Origin of the sequence: Methylococcus capsulatus, from assembly GCF_036864975.1 — a bacterium.
Classification (GTDB): Bacteria; Pseudomonadota; Gammaproteobacteria; order Methylococcales; family Methylococcaceae; genus Methylococcus.
In genome coordinates this window covers 3,180,457-3,196,923 of record NZ_CP104311.1, presented here as the reverse complement: position 1 = coordinate 3,196,923, position 16,467 = coordinate 3,180,457, and the positions used below count along the sequence as shown (strand labels likewise).

Annotated in this window: 12 protein-coding genes; 10 read left to right on the top strand and 2 right to left on the bottom strand. The window is 59.8% G+C overall.

Annotation, left to right across the window (positions count from 1 at the left end):
• Positions 1 to 67 precede the first annotated feature (67 nt).
• From N4J17_RS15435 to N4J17_RS15390, 10 genes are all read left to right on the top strand, one after another.
• Positions 68 to 805, top strand: coding sequence for a response regulator transcription factor (locus N4J17_RS15435; RefSeq protein WP_198324319.1), 738 nt, complete (start codon positions 68 to 70; stop codon positions 803 to 805).
• Complete coding sequence (locus N4J17_RS15430) at positions 802 to 2,127, top strand: ATP-binding protein (protein ID WP_198324318.1); 1,326 nt, start codon at positions 802 to 804, stop codon at positions 2,125 to 2,127. Before N4J17_RS15435 ends, N4J17_RS15430 begins: the two co-directional genes overlap by 4 nt.
• The gene (locus tag N4J17_RS15425) at positions 2,124 to 3,509 is read left to right on the top strand and encodes a TolC family protein (protein ID WP_198324317.1); all 1,386 of its coding nucleotides are present in this window, start codon (positions 2,124 to 2,126) and stop codon (positions 3,507 to 3,509) included. The genes N4J17_RS15430 and N4J17_RS15425 overlap by 4 nt, the downstream gene beginning before the upstream one ends.
• A gap of 10 nt (positions 3,510 to 3,519) precedes the next feature.
• Positions 3,520 to 4,479, top strand: coding sequence for an efflux RND transporter periplasmic adaptor subunit (locus N4J17_RS15420; protein WP_198324316.1), 960 nt, complete (start codon positions 3,520 to 3,522; stop codon positions 4,477 to 4,479).
• A gap of 86 nt (positions 4,480 to 4,565) precedes the next feature.
• Positions 4,566 to 7,616, top strand: a complete 3,051-nt coding sequence (locus tag N4J17_RS15415) for an efflux RND transporter permease subunit (protein ID WP_338457613.1) — start codon at positions 4,566 to 4,568, stop codon at positions 7,614 to 7,616.
• A 68-nt stretch (positions 7,617 to 7,684) separates the two neighbouring features.
• Positions 7,685 to 8,137, top strand: coding sequence for a hypothetical protein (locus tag N4J17_RS15410; protein WP_198324314.1), 453 nt, complete (start codon positions 7,685 to 7,687; stop codon positions 8,135 to 8,137).
• Complete coding sequence (locus tag N4J17_RS15405) at positions 8,137 to 8,598, top strand: hypothetical protein (protein WP_338457612.1); 462 nt, start codon at positions 8,137 to 8,139, stop codon at positions 8,596 to 8,598. The genes N4J17_RS15410 and N4J17_RS15405 overlap by 1 nt, the downstream gene beginning before the upstream one ends.
• A 109-nt stretch (positions 8,599 to 8,707) precedes the next feature.
• Positions 8,708 to 9,748: a DUF454 family protein gene (locus tag N4J17_RS15400; RefSeq protein WP_198324312.1), complete on the top strand. Its 1,041-nt coding sequence runs from the start codon at positions 8,708 to 8,710 to the stop codon at positions 9,746 to 9,748.
• A gap of 101 nt (positions 9,749 to 9,849) precedes the next feature.
• The gene (eno, locus tag N4J17_RS15395; RefSeq protein WP_277458600.1) at positions 9,850 to 11,115 is read left to right on the top strand and encodes a phosphopyruvate hydratase; all 1,266 of its coding nucleotides are present in this window, start codon (positions 9,850 to 9,852) and stop codon (positions 11,113 to 11,115) included.
• A 545-nt stretch (positions 11,116 to 11,660) separates the two neighbouring features.
• Positions 11,661 to 12,821 (top strand): MFS transporter, encoded by a 1,161-nt coding sequence (locus N4J17_RS15390; RefSeq protein ID WP_198324208.1) that lies wholly within the window; start codon positions 11,661 to 11,663, stop codon positions 12,819 to 12,821.
• A gap of 475 nt (positions 12,822 to 13,296) precedes the next feature.
• Here N4J17_RS15390 and N4J17_RS15385 read toward each other — a convergent pair whose 3' ends face one another.
• Positions 13,297 to 13,608 carry a DUF190 domain-containing protein gene (locus tag N4J17_RS15385; protein ID WP_198324209.1) on the bottom strand — a complete coding sequence of 104 codons (312 nt, stop codon included), beginning with the start codon at positions 13,606 to 13,608 and terminating at the stop codon, positions 13,297 to 13,299.
• Positions 13,609 to 13,627: 19 nt separating this feature from the next.
• Complete coding sequence (gene mgtA, locus N4J17_RS15380) at positions 13,628 to 16,390, bottom strand: magnesium-translocating P-type ATPase (RefSeq protein WP_198324210.1); 2,763 nt, start codon at positions 16,388 to 16,390, stop codon at positions 13,628 to 13,630.
• Between the last annotated feature and the right edge of the window lie 77 nt (positions 16,391 to 16,467).

Here is a 16,467-nt window from a genome sequence, read left to right as displayed (position 1 = left end):
ATCTATCTTCCTCCGAACCTCTTATTCATACCTCCGTGGCTCAGGGAAGAACATACAAGAGGGCTTCATGCGTTTACTACTTGCCGAAGATGATCGGATGATCGGCCAGGCCCTTTGCGAGGGATTACACCAAGAGGGTTTCGTCGTCGACTGGGTCCAGGACGGACATCAGGCTGAACTCGCCTTGAAGGCTGCTACGGCCGCCTACGCCTTGCTCTTGCTCGATCTGGGGCTGCCGCGGCTGTCGGGTCTGGATTTGCTTACCGACCTTCGGCGCAGCCGGGCCGACATCCCGGTCCTCATTCTCACCGCGCGCGATTCCCTGTCAGACCGGGTACTGGGGCTCAACAGCGGTGCTGATGATTACCTTGTTAAACCCTTCGAGCTCGATGAGCTTGTTGCCCGCATCCATGCACTGGTCCGGCGGGCGGCGGGGCGCGCCGAACCAGTCGTCGAACACGGTGCGTTGCGGTTACTTCCGGTGAAGCGGGAGTGTTGGTTGCGAGGCGAGCCGGTCGAGCTGTCCGCCCGTGAATTCGATTTGCTCTACGCTCTCCTGGAAAAACCCGTTGATTCTGAATGGAATATAATCCATTCGGAAAGTGAATTCGATTTGCTCTACGCTCTCCTGGAAAAACCGGGCGCGGTGTTATCTCGCAGCCGGCTGGAGGAACGCATTTATGGTTGGGGACAGGAAGTGGTCAGTAATGCCATCGATGTCCACATCCATCATCTCCGCAGGAAGCTGGGGCCGGGATTCATCGTCAATGTCCGGGGCTTGGGTTATCGGGTTTCCCAACCATGAACGTATCGATCAAAAACCGAATCCTGCTCTGGCTGTCGCCGGCCCTTCTCCTGGCCGGGTTCGCCTTTACCGCCTCGACGTATTTCAATGTGCGGGAGGAAGTCGACGAACTCTTCGACAAGGTTCTGCAGGCCATGGCGTATTCCCTGCAAACCCTGCCACCCACTGCCGTCAAAAACGCGGTGCCGGTATATCGTGTCGCGCAGGCGTCAGATCTCGATCTCATCGGCCAGCGCTGGAGCGGAGGCGGTCAGTTGAGTTATCGCTCGCATCCATTCGAGCCTCTGTCCGCTGATACACCGGAAGGCTGGAGCATTGTGCACTGGCGGGGTGAGCCATGGCGCATTTTCAGCCTCGCTACGCCCGAGGGCCTCGTCCAGGTGGCCCAGGCCCTCCGAGAACGACGGGAGACCGCTGATGAAATCACTCTGCAACTGTCGGCACCGCTGCTGCTCCTACTGCCGACGGTGGCGATGATGGCGTGGTTTGGTGTCCGCCGGGGGCTGGCGCCATTGCAAACCGTTGTCGCCGCCGTGGGCCGGCGGGATCCCGATGACATGGGTCCCTTCCCCGACCAAGAAGCACCGCAGGAAATCTGCGCTCTGATCGCAGCGCTGAACGGTTTGCTGACGCGGTTGCAGGGCGCATTGGCAGCCCAGCGCAGGTTTACTGCGGATGCGGCACACGAGCTGCGCAGCCCTTTGACGGCAGTCTCCCTCCAGGCTCAGATCGCCGAACGCACCGGCGATCCACAAAAGCAAGCCCTGGCATTGCTGCGGTTGCGGCAAGGCATCCAGCGAGCGACTCACGTCCTCAATCAGATGCTGACGTTGACCCGGTTCGATCCCGAAGCGCCCCCCCCGCCACTCGTGCAAGTACGGCTCGATGAATTGGCTCGCTCGGTGGTGGCAGACATGGCTGCTGTGGCGGCAGAGAAAGTCATCGACTTAGGGATCACTTCGATTGAGCCCACGGTGATCAAGGGCAATGCAGGGGAATTGCAGGTGCTCATCGGCAACCTGCTCGACAATGCTGTGCGCTATACGCCGAGGGGGGGGCGCATAGACGTCAGCGTGAAGAAGGAACAGGAGGCCGCGATTCTGTCCGTGTGCGACGATGGCCCTGGTATTTCCATCGAAGAAAGGCAGCGTGTGTTTGACCGATTTTATCGCAGTCGCGACAACACCGAACCGGGCAGCGGGCTCGGTTTGGCCATCGTCCGGCGTATCGCCGACCGGCACGCGGCGGATGTTCGTTTGGCTTCGGGCCGCCATGGAAAAGGACTGTGTGTGCGCGTCCGCTTCTCATCGATTCGGGCATGACCTGTCTGCCCCAGGGTGACGGCCGGGCCGGTTTTGAGGCCAGACTCGGTAGTCTGGTCCTGGCCAGTTGTCTGGTTTGCGGGTGCGTCGGTTACCGGAGCAGGCCGCTGGAGCAAGCCGAACTGGTCGGGCACTTGGCCCTGCCGGAACCTGGATCGCTGGTGGAAGCCGCTACCCAAGTGCGCCATCCGCGTCTCCGACCCGTTTCATTGGACTTCTCCAAGCCTTTGTCCGATGAAGCTTTAGGTCTCCTGGCCGTCCTGGTCAGTCCCGAACTCAAGATTTTTAGGGCCAAGGAAGCCGTTGCCGAGGCCCAGGTTTTCAATGCCGGTCTGTTGCCCGATCCCAAACTGTTCGGCCGCTTCGACTGGGTGTTCAGCGGTCCTGCTGGTCTGGTCAGCCCCTACACGGCGACCCTCCAGTGGGATCTCGCCAAGCTGGCGACACGATCCACCGATGTCCGCATCGCCGAGGGGCATGCCCGGCAGGTCCGGCTGGATGTGGCTTGGCAGGAGTGGCTCGTGGCGAACCAGGCGCGTCTTTTGGCGAGGCGTTGCGTCTATCTGGCGCGCCAGGAGGCCGTGGCAACCGAAGCCGCACAGGTTTCGGCGCAACTGCTCGACCTCACCCGACACAACCTCGCTTTGGGCGACGCGACCCTGACGGAGTTGGGTATCCGCGAAGCGGCATTTCTCGATGCCAAGGATCGTTCCCTGGCGCTGGCGCGGCAGGTCGCCAAGGCACGCCAGGATTTGAACCGGCTGTTGGGGTTCCCGCCTAACCATGGTATAGCGATCGCCGGCTTCGAGGCGGAGCCGCCGGCCGGTCTGCATACGGAGCGGCTGTTTGTGTCGGCGCAGCGGCAACGGCTCGATCTTCAGGCACTCGAAGCCGGTTATGCCAGCCAGGAGGCATCGGTATACCGGGCGATCCTCGGGCAATACCCGGCATTTACGCTCGGCATCAACGATTACCACTATTACAGCGATTACAACACGGGCGGCCCTACCGTCAGCATGGACCTCCCCCTGTTCAATCGTAACCGCGGTGTCATCGCCATCGCTGAGGCAACGCGCGAGCAGCTCCATCGGGAATATGTGGCGCGACTCAATCAGACCCGTGCCGACATCGGCACCCTGGTGACGGACCTGAACCGGATTGCCCAAGAACGCGAACCACTAGCCCGCGAACTGCCCGAACTGACACGCGCCGAACGCCTGCTGCGGGAAGCGGCGGCTGCGGGCGACGTAACGCTGGTGAATTACGAAACCGTGCGCGCGAACTACCTAGACAAACGTCTGAAACTGCTGGCTTTGGAGCAGGCTGCTGCGGAACAGGCGGTTGCTTTGCAGGTCGCGGTCGGTTCACCTTCAATCCTGTGACAGAAACGCCATGAGCCGAAAATCGAAATCCGCGAACCGCTGGTGCTCGGTGCTGGCCGCGATACTCGGCCTCGCATCCGGCTACGGAACGAGTACCGAATCCTCCGTCCTGGTGACGCTGGCGCCGGCGCAGCCGGCCGACATGAGGACGACCCTTACAGCGTACGGAACCGTGGAGTTTGCTCCAGACCAGCTCCAGGCGCTGAGCGTTCAAGGTGAGGGACTGGTTACCCACGTGCACGTCGCACCGGGACAGCGGGTACGAAAGGGCGACGCCCTGGTTGAACTGACGGCGACCGCCAACAGCGCAACGGAGCTGGAACATGCCCGAATCGCGGTCGAGTTCGCCACCAAAGACTTGGAACGCCTCCAGGACTTGCGGACTCGCCAACTGGCCACTAACGCAGAGGTCCGCACGGCGGAAGAAAATCGGGTCAAGGCCGAATCGGCCCTGGCCAATGTGCGAAAGCGCCTGGGCGAAACCAGCCACAGGTGTCTGCGTGCGGACCTCGACGGCTACGTCGAAGCTGTCCATGTTCATGCCGGGGATATCGTATCGCCCGGTGCCCTGCTGTTGCTTCTGGCCCCTGCCGACAAGCTGAGAGTGCGATTGGGCATTGAGCCGGAGGATTTGCCCATCGTCCAGGAAGGCCAGAAGGTCGTGATAAAGCCACTGCATCCTGGCCTTCCACCCAAAGAGGGACAAGTTAACCACATTTATTATCAGGTGGATCCGAAGACCCGGCTGGCCGAAGCGGTCGTGCTGCTGACCGGCTCATCGGACTGGTTACCAGGCATCACGGTCAAAGCTGAACTCGTCGTCGCCGAGCATCGGCAGGTGGTCACCGTGCCGTATCAAGCCGTGCTCAGCCGGGACGGAAGACATTATCTGTTCGTGGACGAACAGGGTCATGCGCGGCAGCGTTGGGTCGAGATCGGATTCGACGATGGCCAGCGAGTGGAGATCTAGGCCGGCCTCGAAGCTGGGGAAGGCGTGATCGTCACTGGCAATTATGAACTCAGTGACGGGATGCCCATCCGGACCGCCGAGGTGCCATGATGGCCTCCTGGCTTTTGGCGCACCGACGTTCGCTGCTGTTTCTGCTGGCACTTTTGGCCCTGGGCGGGATGGTGACGGCGCTGCGATTGCCGGTGGCACTCTTTCCGACGCTGGATTTTCCACGGGTGGTGGTGAATGTCGATGCCGGAGACCGTCCGGTGGATCGCATGGCGGTGGAAGTGACCCAGCCGTTGGAGCAGGCACTCCGTGCCGTGCCGGACGCGCGCGCGATCCGCTCGACAACGAGCCGCGGCTCGGCCGATCTGGCGCTGACCTTCGAGTGGGGCACGGATATGGTCACCGCGCTGTTACAGGTGCAGGCCGTGGTCAGTCAAATCCTTCCGGACCTTCCAGGCGGTGTCCGTTTCACGGCGCGACGGATGGACCCCACGGTTTTCCCGGTGTTGGGTCTGGCCTTGACTTCCGTCCGCAACGACCCGGTCGCCTTGAGGGATTTTGCTTATTACCGTTTGCGTCCGCTCCTTTCGGCCTTGCCTGGAGTCGCGGAAGTTCAGGTTCTAGGCGGGCGGCAGGCGGAATACCAGGTCATGGTGGATCCGGATCGTCTGCACGATCTGGGGCTTACCCTGGCCGAAGTTGCATCGGCGCTTTCCGATGCCAATGTTGTGAGTGCCGTAGGCAAAGTGGAAGAGCACTACCATCTTTACCTGACGCTCGCTGATTCGCATCAAGGGAGCGAGGAGGACATCCTGCATTCAATTCTCAGAAGCGGATTAGATGGTGTCGTGGAGTTGGAAGACGTCGGCCGGGTCGAACGCGGCCATCGGCCCGAATGGACAAAGGTCAGCGGCAACGGGAAGGACGCCGTGCTGGTGAACATCCTTCAGCAGCGTGGAGCCAATACGGTGGCCATCGCCGAGGAGACCCGGCGCGCGCTGGCCGGCTTCTCGTCGCAGATTCCTGGTGACATCGAATTCAAACCCTATTACGACCAGTCGGAACTGGTCAACGACGCGGCTGTCAGCGTACGCGACGCACTCGTCTCCGGTGCAGTCTTGGCTGCACTGATCCTGCTTTTATTTCTGCGCAATCTGCGCGTCACGCTGATCATGCTTATCGTCCTTCCCGGTGTCATTTCCGCCACGGTCTGGCTGCTAAAGCTGTTCGGACAGAGTTTCAACATCATGACTTTGGGCGGGCTCGCCGCAGCCGTAGGACTGGTGACGGACGATGCCGTCGTTATGATCGAACATATCATGCGTCGCTTAAGCGAAACACGGGACGACCAGTCGACACATGGGACGGTAATGACGGCCGCCAGAGAGATGCTGCATCCATTGACGGGCTCCTCGCTCGCGACGATCGTGGTGTTCTTCCCCCTTCCGTTTCTGGGCGGCATCACGGGGGGATTTTTCCGGGCGCTTGCCTTGACTATGGCATCGGCTTTGGTCATTTCCTATGGGGTTGCGGTGCTCGCCGTTCCGCTGCTGGCAAATCACTTGTTGAGCCGGCGGGACGCGCTCCGTTTGGAGTCGGTCGGGCCGTCGCAGGCCCGGTTCCACCGGGCCTATGGCAGCCTGCTCCATCGCTTTCTGCGGCAGCCGCTTTGGACACTGCCTGTCATCATCGCCTTGGTCGTCACGGGTGTCGTTGCGTTCAGCCGGGTGGGCTCCGGCTTCATGCCCCATATGGATGAGGGAGGGTTTGTACTGGACTATCGGGCACTTCCGGGAACCTCTCTGACTGAGACTGACCGGCTGCTCGATCAGGTCGAGCGGATGATTGCAACGATCCAGGACATCGATAGTTATTCCAGGCGTACCGGCTTGTCGCTGGGTGGGCATATCACCGAAGCCAACGAAGGGGATTTTTTCATTCATCTCAAACCACGCCCCCGCCGGGACGTGGAGGATGTCATGACGGAATTGCGGGAGGCCATCGAAAGCCGTGTTCCCGGCTTGCAGATTGAAACTGCCCAACTCATGGAAGATTTGCTCGGCGATCTCACTGCCGTGCCTCAGCCCATCGAAATCAAGCTTTTCGGTGACGATAGCCAGGTGTTGCGCCAGTTTTCGCCCCAGGTGGCAGCCTTACTGGATGACGTTCCCGGTGTCGTAGAAGTGTTCGATGGGATAACGCTCGCCGGTGATGCCATAGAAATTCACTTCGATCCGGTCCAAACTGCCCTAGAAGGTGTGAGTCCCGGCATGGTGGCAAGGCAAATACAGGATTTCCTGGCCGGTACGGTAGCGACTCAAATCACGACGGGTGCGAAGATGATCGGGGTGCGCGTTTGGACGAACGAGGCACTACGCACGCGTCTAGGGCAATTGGAAGCACTGCGGATTCGCTCGCCTGACGGCCACGATTTTCCTTTGAAGCGCGTGGCCCGTCTGCAAGTCATCGAAGGGCAGGCTCAGGAAACGCGGGAAAACCTGAAAGCGATGGTGGCTGTCACTGCCCGAATCGAGGGACGCGATCTGGGATCGACAGTCGCGGACGTGCAGACAAGGGTGGCCACGCTGCCCCTCCCTCCGGGCGTGTATGTCGAATATGGCGGACTCTACCGTGAACAGCAGGATTCGTTCCGGGGACTGATCCTGGTTTTCATCAGCGCCGTCCTGTTGGTCGCCCTGTTGCTCCTGTTCTTTTACGAACGCATCAGAGTCGTGTTGGCCATTCTGACCACCACCTCGCTGTCCCTCACGGGCGTGTTTGCGGGGCTATGGCTGACTGGAACCGAGCTCAATATTTCTTCGTTAATGGGGATGACATTGATCGTGGGCATCGTTACCGAAGTGGCCGTGTTTTATTTTTCAGAACTTCGCCAGGTCCGCAATCCGGATCCCCCTGCTTTGGTCCGTGCCGGTATTCTGCGCATGCGCCCGATCTTCATGACATCGCTGGTCGCAATTCTGGCGCTCATGCCGCTCGCCTTAGGTATGGGACCCGGCTCCGCCATGCAAAGACCGCTCGCCATCGCCATCATTTCCGGCCTGCTCCTCGCCGTGCCCCTGGTATTGATTGTCATGCCGGCAATTTATGCTTTATTCCACATAAACCGCAGGGGTATTCATGAGCCGTGAACGGCAGCCCGCATTTTCCGGCTTTTAGCAATGTCAGGATCAGTCATGCGAACAGGACAAAAGCTGCTATGGCTTATGCTCGCCTTCGTGCCGCCACTACTGCAGATTCTGATGGCTGGATTCACCATCCCACCCTTGGCGCGCCTAATTGCGAGTTCACCGAAGACCTCGCCGAACACTTGGGACCGCACCTGGGCAGCTTCCTGAAAGCCACTATTGGCAATGCCACCGAGTTCATCATCGCCAGTGTGGCGCTCGAATCGAGCTTAACCGATGCCGTCCGCGGCAGCTCGACGCTCGTCAACCTGCTTATGGGGCTGGGGCTCGCAATGTTCCTAGGCGGTCTGTGCTTCAAGGAGCAAACATTCCAGCCCGAACCCCGCCTGGATGCTGGTAGTGACCGCCATCGCTCTGGCGACGCCGATAGGCCCTGCACGCCGCCACTCATCGGGAGTTGCCGGACCCGCTGGACACGTTCTCCCAAGTCGCTTCGGCCTTGCTGCTGGAGGTCTAGGGCCTGATGATCCTGTTTTCGATGCGTACCCACTGCCATTTGTTCATGGCGGGAGAAGTGGAGGGTTCGGACCGGATGTCTCCGGCGCAGGTGCATCGGCCCTTGCAAAAAAGACGGTCGCCGCCCTGTTCGCGGCGACCTTGGGCATGGTTCTGGTGTCCAGAAATTCTGGTGGACAGGCTGAAGCGGACGATTGAAGTGCTGCACCTGTCGCCTTTGTTCACCGGCATAGTCGTCCTGACTTTTGTTCGGGAGTATTGTCTCAATGCGGCCTGGCAGAACAAGATGGATCTGGCCATCGCGATCGCCATCGGCGCGACCTTGCAGATTTTTCTGTTTGTGGCACAGGCATTGGTCCTGGCCGGCGCCTGGCTGGGGCAACCACTGACCCTGGATTTCGAGCTCTACTTGATCGCTGCGGTCGCAGGCGCGGTTTTTCATCGTCAGTTCGATCAGTTCCGACGGTAAGTACAACTGGCTGGAAGGGACGTTAATTGAGAGCGACCTATGCCTTGCAGGCCGTGGGTTTTTTCGTCCATCCGTAATTAAATCCGCCGATCGCGGAGGAGGGTTCGGAATGAATGTCGTCAAACTTCGGCCCGGGAAGCCGCTGGAATTCTTCGTCCACCTGGATCGCCAGTCGGGGCGGCTTCGAATCGATGCCCCGCGCATCTTCAACCAGCAGCGGCGCGGCTGCGCCAGGACATTGATTGAAAAAGCGACGTCGCTGTCCGGTGTGCGCTCCGCCAGCATCGACCTCGTCGCATCCGCCTGTGTGTTGGAGTTCGATCCCGGCAGTGACCTCCAGCGGTTGTCGGAGGCTTTCGCGGCGGAGTTGTGCATTACTCTGGCTTCGGACTCTCGCGACTCCCGAGCCAAGTCCACCTGGGACGTGTTGGCCGCTTTTCCCGGAAAGCCTTCCGCTATGCTTTGGGAAGCACGGCTGCAAACGCCCGACCGCCTCGATCTCCGCATCGAGGCGGCATCTTCGAAACCCATTGTGCTGCTCGGCATTGCCGACCGGCTCGACCAGGTTGACGGGATTCAATCCTGCCGGATCGGCTTCGTGCCGCAACGTCTTATGATCGACCTGAGCCGCTCGGAACTTTCGCCGCTCGACATCATCCATGCAGCTCATCGGCAATGGTCGGACATGGATACCATCACGGCCGCGGTTCCGCCCCGGCCGGTGCCGCGATTTCTCCAAATTCCGTACCTTTTCAGTGCGGGGGTGTCGTTTCTCCTCACACTGGCGGCTCTGATCATTCCCGGCCTCCCCACCGTCCCGTTTCTGGTCGCCACGAGTTTCTTCCTGGCACGCTCATCGCCCCGTCTGTACCTTCGATTGCAGGGGTTCCCTCTGTTCGGTCCGGTTCTGCGCGAGTGGGAACGCTTCCATAGCCTGGGGACGGAGTCGAAGGACAAATTGTTGAAATTGAGTCTCGGCGTGCTTGCACTTTCCGTCGTTCTCTATCCCCTGGATCCGATAGCGCTGGGCCTCGCCTTTCTCCTGGGATTTATCACCGTGTTTAGAATCCGTAGTCTGCCGAGCAGACCAGGCGTACCGGCGGACGAGGACCAGCCGGCATTCGGCCAACCTGCCGTCCAGGAGCCGTGACTCGTCATGACGGCTCGCTATCTTGCCTGCGCTTCAGCCGATTTCGTACGTTGCGGAACGGCAGCACTTTTTTCTCTGGATCATCACCTGAAGGAGTCTTCATGAATACCCGTATCGAATCCGTCCAAGCCATGCCGATTTACGATTCCCGCGGCGTGCCCACCGTGCGCGTCCGGCTCACACTGACCGATGGAACGGCGGCCACTGCCTCGATTCCGTCAGGGGCCTCAACCGGCGAGAACGAGGCCGTCGAGCTGCGGGATGGTGACCCGAATGCCCATGGCGGCCAAGGGGTGCTGAAAGCCGTGCGCAATGTGAACGATGTCATCGCACCGGCCGTCATAGGTTTGGAGCCCTGGCGGCAAGGGGAGATCGACAGCCTGATGATCGAGCTCGATGGCACGGCGAACAAGGAAAAACTGGGCGCCAACGCTATTCTGGGCGTCTCGGAAGCCGTCGCTGTCGCCGCGGCAAAAAGTGCGGGGCTGCCGCTCTATGCCTATCTCGGTGGTGCCGGCCAGGCGCGCCTGCCCATCCCGATGATCAATATCCTGAATGGCGGCAAGCATGCGGACAGTAGCTTGGATTTCCAGGAGTTCATGATTATGCCGGTCGGCGCGCCCAGCTTCGCCGAAGCGATGCGTTACGCAACGGAAATCTTCCAGGCATTGAAGTCCCTCCTCAAGGCCAAGGGCCATACTACCGCAGTGGGGGACGAAGGCGGTTTCGCCCCCCAATTGCAGAGCAATGACGAAGCCTGCGATCTGATCGTCGAAGCCATCGCGAAAGCCGGCTACGAGCCCGGCGAGGACATCGCCATCGCCCTCGACCCCGCCGCCAGTTCATTTTACGAAAACGGCGTTTACCGCCTGACGCGCAGCGGTCAGGGCGACAAGACCAGTTCCGAAATGACCGATCTCTACCGCCGCTGGATCGACAAATACCCCATCGTTTCTATCGAGGACGGCCTTGCGGAAAACGACTGGGATGGCTTCCGCGAGCACACTGCCGTGCTGGGTGAGAAAATCCAGATCGTCGGAGACGATCTTCTGGTCACCAACACCCGTTTCATCGCGCGAGCGATCGAGGAGAAAAGCTGCAACGCGGCGCTGATCAAGCTCAACCAGATCGGCACCGTCACCGAGACGGTGGAAGCCGTCCATCTGTGCCGAAAGGCCGGCTGGAGCTTCGTGGTTTCCCACCGTTCGGGGGAGACCGAAGATACTTTCATGGCTGATTTCGCCGTTGCCATGGGGGGCGGGCAGATCAAGACCGGGTCGGTGTGCCGTTCCGAGCGCATGGCCAAATACAACCGACTATTGGAAATCGAGTCGGAGCTGGGTAAGGCCGCCAGATTTGGCCGCTAAGCCGACCGATCCGTTGGCGCTGACATTGGCAGCGCATCCGTCCTTTTGCCTGCAGTGTTTCGTGAAACTTCCGGAGTCCGTGGGAGTATGTCCGTATTGCGGTTCGAGTGTTGCCGACCAGCATCACAGGAGCTATGCCGCCCGGCTGATTCATGCACTGTCCCATCCGTTGGCTGAGGTGCGCATGCGCGCGATCATCGCTCCGGGACTGCGAAAGGAGGAAGGAGCCGCCGCCTCCGCACTCCAGGTTTGTGCGTTGCGCCATCCGGTCGATGTCGCCGAAGGTGTGACTATGGCGCAGGCTTCGGGGAAAATGCCGCCCCGCCCCGCCCCGCCCCGCCCCGCCCCGCCCCGCCCCGCCCCGCCCCGCCCCGCCCGCCGTGCGCCGGACCTCGCGGGCACTGTTGCAGGCGGGCGGAAGTTGACGGCACCATTATCGAGTTCCCAGCGCTCCAGGAAAGACGGTGTGGTTGGGCCAGCGGATCGAATCCCAATCGGGATAGAACCACCACGACCAGACCCTTTCAGCAATCGAAGGAGTCCCGATGTTTCAGCAGGTTTTTTCGCTACCCTCCGCCGTTTGGCTGCTTGGCCTGGTCAGCCTGTTCAACGATTTGGCCAGCGAACTGGTCTATCCCCTCGTCCCGATTTACCTCACTTCCGTCCTGATGGCGGGTCCCAGGGCTTTGGGCATCATCGAAGGCATCGCCGAAATGGTGAGCAGCCTGCTCAAGCTGTTTTCCGGAATCATTGCCGACCGGGTGCACCGTGCCAAATTCCTGGTGGTCTGCGGCTACAGCCTGGCGGCGATCTCCCGTCCTCTCTTGGCGCTCGCCACGGTCTGGCCCTTGGTGCTGGCCTTGCGCTTCGCCGACCGTTTAGGCAAGGGGCTGCGATCATCGCCCCGGGATGCCATGCTGGCCGCCAGTGTCGCTGCCGGCCAGCGCGGCCTGGCCTTCGGATTGCAGCGCGCCATGGACAATGCCGGCGCGGTGCTCGGGCCGCTAGCGGCGACCGTGCTGATGGCGGCGGAAGTACCCATCACGGAGATCTTCCTCTGGGCCGCGCTTCCCGGCGCCGTGGCGGTCTTCCTGACCGTTTCGGTCCAAGAACCGGCGCGGGAGATCCGCTATGACGGCGAGCCGCTCGACTGGAATCTGCAAAAGCTGCCGCGCGCGTTCATGCGTTATCTCTGGGTGCTGGCGTTGTTCACACTGGGTAACTCGTCCAACATGTTTTTATTGCTGCGCGCTCGGGATTTGGGTTTGCCGGAATACCAGGTTCCCCTGCTGTGGGGCACGACCTCCCTGGTCGCCATGCTGTTTTCCACATACCTGTCGGGGCTTTCGGACCGTGTCGGTCGCGTGCCCATGATTTTCACGGGATGGATGGTCTATGCCCTGTTTTATTCGTGCCTCGGCCTGAACGGCTCTAGCCTTTTGTTGTTGTGGCCGCTGTTCGCCTTTTACGGCCTTTTTATGGCAGCGACCGAGGGTGCGGAAAAAGCTCTGGTCGCCGATATGGCACCGCCCGCTTTGTTGGGAACGGCTTACGGCTGGTTCAATCTGACCACTGGTATCATGTTGCTGCCGGCATCTTTGGTCTTCGGAGCGCTTTGGCAATACGCCGGTCCACTCACGGCTTTCGGCTTCGGCGCCGGATGTTCGCTGCTGGCCGCGATATTGCTGAAACTGTGGGTCAAATAGATTGAGCTTCCTATGACCGCGTGCCGGTATCGGTCGGCGCCCGTCTCCGGCGCAGCGCTGCTTAGGCAGAAAGCGTAGACGCGAAAGGCCCAGCTGAAAGCGCATCAGAACTCATTACTTCTGTGGAGGTGATTGGGCCGTTGAGGCGGATTCACCGACCCAGCCATTGCATCAGCCAGGGTGCGAAGTAGCAGGACCATCCCCGCCGCCGCCAGAAAACCGGCGAAAATGCGGTGGTATTTGGCCTGATCGATCTGGGTGTAAAGGATCTTGCAGCCCGTTCGTCATTGGCCGCGATGACTCGATCGGGTTTTAGGCCGTGGCCCTTCTGTTTTCAGAGAGGTTTACAAAGAGATACCAGGGTCACTTGATTTTTTACCAGCCCTTGTCAGCCAGTCTCGATCGGGCCAGGGGCATGGTCCAATGATCGCACTGCTGCCGAGACAAACCGGACCAATCCCCTCAGGGTGTTCGATCAGAGTGGGGTATGTATAGTCGCGTCCCAGCTTACGACATGGTCTAATGCCAAGCGGCTAGTCAGTTTGTCGATGACGGCGTCGACCCTGTCGGGCAGGTCGTAGAATTCCACGATCAGCGGTAAATCGAGGGACAGGTCGACCAGGGAAGCGGTGTGAATCTTCCCATCGGTGCTGAAACCTGCGATACCACGCAGCACTGTGACGCCTGCGACCTTTTCTTCCTCATGAAGGAACTTGATGAGCTTGGAGAGGAGATGTTCCCCTTCCCGGAGATAAATACGGACGATTCTCACAGAACGCATTGCCATAGATTATCCCATTGTAATATCAATCAATCCGATATTTCCTGATCAGCCAGACCTTGATCGTCTGGGTCAGCGCAATGTAACCCGCCAAAATCAAGAGCAATAGTGGCCAGTAATTGGCTGGCAAGGCGACGAAGCCGAGTGACGCAGCCAGAGAGGAATACGGAAGCCAGATGCCGACGCAGCAGATCGCCACTGTGGTGACGAGCAGGGGAAAACTCGCCCGGCTCTCCAGAAACGGTATTTTGCCCGTCCGGATGACATGGACGATCAGGGTCTGCGACAACAGGGATTCGACGAACCAGCCGGTATGGAACAGTTCGGGGTGGGTCCAGGCATCGAAAACCGAGAATAAAATGAAATAGGTCAGGTAATCGAAAAGCGAGCTGATCGGTCCGATGAACAGCATGAAATGGGCGATGTGGCCGATTTCCCACTGGCGAGGTCGGGCAAGGTATTCAGGGTCGACGTCATCGGTGGCGACCGTGGTTTGCGACAAATCGTACAGTAAATTGTTGAGCAGAACCTGCGGCGGCGTCATGGGCAGAAAAGGCAGAAAGGCGCTCGCGCCGACCACGCTTAACATGTTGCCAAAGTTGGAGCTGGCGCCCATTTTCAGATATTTCACGATATTGCCGAAGACTTTACGGCCTTCAATGACGCCATCGTCCAGTACTTCCAGATTTTTTTCCAATAAAATGATATCCGCAGACTCCTTGGCGATATCCACCGCACTGTCCACGGAAATGCCGATGTCGGCCTCCTTCAGTGCGGGTCCGTCATTGATGCCGTCCCCAAGGAAACCCACCACATGACCTTTGTGCTGCAGCAGGCCGATGATGCGCGCTTTCTGCATGGGCGACAGTTTCGCGAATACGGTGGTCGTGTCCAGCAAATGCCCCAATTCGGTATCGGACATCTGTTCGATGGCGGGGCCGAGACTCACTCGTTCCACTGCCAGTCCCACGTCATGGCAGATTTTGCGGGTAACGATTTCATTGTCCCCGGTGAGAATCTTGACGGCGACTCCGTGCTCGCAGAGTTCGGCGATGGCCGCAGCGGCACTGTCTTTGGGGGGGTCGAGGAAAGCCACATAGCCGATCAGGGTGAGCTCGTTTTCGGCGCTGGCATCGTATGAAGTCTGGGATGCCTCGATGTCTTTGTAAGCCACGGCGAGCACCCGGAACCCTTCTTCATTGAGGGCCGCGGTCGCCTCCTTCAAATGTCGGCGATGGAACCCGTCCAGATCGAAACGCTCTCCTCTAGCTTCCCCCTGGGTGCAGATGGCAAGCATCTCCTCCACGGCGCCTTTACAGATCAAGCGATGCCGGCCCGGTTCCCGTTCCAAGACTACGGACATCCGGCGCCTTACGAAATCGAAAGGGATTTCGTCGACCTTCACCCCCTGTTCCTTACTGGCGGCGAGACCATCTTCGAGGGCATGGCGCAACACAGCATCGTCGAGCATATTCCGGAGGCCGGATTGAAAGTGGCTGCTGAGAAAGGCGAATTCGAGCACCTTGGGACTTTCTTCGCCTTGAAGATCGAGGTGTTTCTCCAGAACGACCCGACCCTGCGTCAGGGTACCGGTCTTGTCGGTGCACAGAATATCCATGGCACCGAAATTCTGAATGGCGCTCAATTGCTTGACGATCACCCGCTTGCGGGACATCGCCAGGGCGCCTTTGCCTAAATTGATGGTCACGATCATCGGGAGGATTTCGGGTGTCAAGCCGACAGCCACCGCTACGCCGAACAGAAAAGCCTCCATCCAAACGCCTTTGGTGAATCCGTTGAGCAGGAAGACCAGCGGTACCATGACGAGCATGAACCGGATCATCAGCATCGCGAAGCGGTTGAGTCCGTGATCGAAGCGGGTCAACACATGGCGGCCGGCCAAGTGGTGGGCGATGGCACCGAAGTACGTGTTGCTACCGGTTTGAACGACTACGGCCTTGGCCGAGCCGCTGAGGACATTCGTCGCCATGAAGCAGAGATTGTCCGCTTCCAACGGTACGGCGGCCGTCTGCGGCCGGCCAAATTTCTCCACCGGCATGGTTTCGCCGGTCAAAGTGGCTTGATTGACGAAAAAGTCTTTGGCCACCAGAATTCTGACATCCGCCGGTATCATGTCGCCAGCCGAGAGATGGATGACGTCGCCGGGGGTCAAGCTTTCCAACGGGATTTCCCGACTGACGGGTGAGGCGGTAGCGGTTGCGCGGCGGAAAACCGTCGCCGTGGTTTTGACCAAGGCCCGCAGCTTTTCCGCTTCCAGCTTCGCCCGGCGTTCCTGCCAGAGCGATAGCAAGGTACTCAGCATCACGATGATGGCGATCAATACCGCGGTTTTGCGATCGTCGAGCGCAAAGGACACCGTGGCGAGGATCAGCAGCAGAAGATTGAGCGGCGACCGCAGACGTATCGCCAGCTCACTGACCAAGGTCGGGCGCTTTTCCCGGCGGATTGCATTCGGACCATACTTGCGGAGCCGCCGTTCGGCTTCCTGCTCGGTCAAACCTTCCAATCCGGATTCCAACTTGGCCAAGGCGGCGTCGCAATCGAGGCTTGCTATTTCCAGCAGCGTTTCGCCCGCCCGGTAACCGGCTGGAATCGCCGTCTTTCGATGGCCGCCGGGAACGGTGTCACCCCCGTCGTGGCCATGACGGCCTACGGTTTCGCGGACGACCTTCCACTCGGGCAGGGCCTGCCTGAACCAATGGTGCCCACTAAACCGGTCGAGAACTTTTCGGGAAAGATTATGTTCATTAGAGCCGGTCGGGCGCATCTTCCAAATTCAGGCCAGGGATTCGGGAACTCGACTATAGCAATTCCGCCGACGTCAAGGATAGAGCTCCGCCGCGT

What these genes read in the sequence shown, in the direction of transcription:
- N4J17_RS15430 (WP_198324318.1), top strand. Translation starts at nt 802, where the DNA reads ATGAACGTATCGATCAAAAACCGAATCCTGCTCTGGCTGTCGCCGGCC.
- N4J17_RS15385 (WP_198324209.1), bottom strand. Translation starts at nt 13,608, where the DNA reads ATGGCAATGCGTTCTGTGAGAATCGTCCGTATTTATCTCCGGGAAGGG.
- N4J17_RS15410 (WP_198324314.1), top strand. Translation starts at nt 7,685, where the DNA reads ATGGCTTATGCTCGCCTTCGTGCCGCCACTACTGCAGATTCTGATGGC.
- eno (WP_277458600.1), top strand. Translation starts at nt 9,850, where the DNA reads ATGAATACCCGTATCGAATCCGTCCAAGCCATGCCGATTTACGATTCC.
- N4J17_RS15415 (WP_338457613.1), top strand. Translation starts at nt 4,566, where the DNA reads ATGATGGCCTCCTGGCTTTTGGCGCACCGACGTTCGCTGCTGTTTCTG.
- N4J17_RS15405 (WP_338457612.1), top strand. Translation starts at nt 8,137, where the DNA reads ATGATCCTGTTTTCGATGCGTACCCACTGCCATTTGTTCATGGCGGGA.
- N4J17_RS15400 (WP_198324312.1), top strand. Translation starts at nt 8,708, where the DNA reads ATGAATGTCGTCAAACTTCGGCCCGGGAAGCCGCTGGAATTCTTCGTC.
- N4J17_RS15435 (WP_198324319.1), top strand. Translation starts at nt 68, where the DNA reads ATGCGTTTACTACTTGCCGAAGATGATCGGATGATCGGCCAGGCCCTT.
- N4J17_RS15420 (WP_198324316.1), top strand. Translation starts at nt 3,520, where the DNA reads ATGAGCCGAAAATCGAAATCCGCGAACCGCTGGTGCTCGGTGCTGGCC.
- mgtA (WP_198324210.1), bottom strand. Translation starts at nt 16,390, where the DNA reads ATGCGCCCGACCGGCTCTAATGAACATAATCTTTCCCGAAAAGTTCTC.
- N4J17_RS15425 (WP_198324317.1), top strand. Translation starts at nt 2,124, where the DNA reads ATGACCTGTCTGCCCCAGGGTGACGGCCGGGCCGGTTTTGAGGCCAGA.
- N4J17_RS15390 (WP_198324208.1), top strand. Translation starts at nt 11,661, where the DNA reads ATGTTTCAGCAGGTTTTTTCGCTACCCTCCGCCGTTTGGCTGCTTGGC.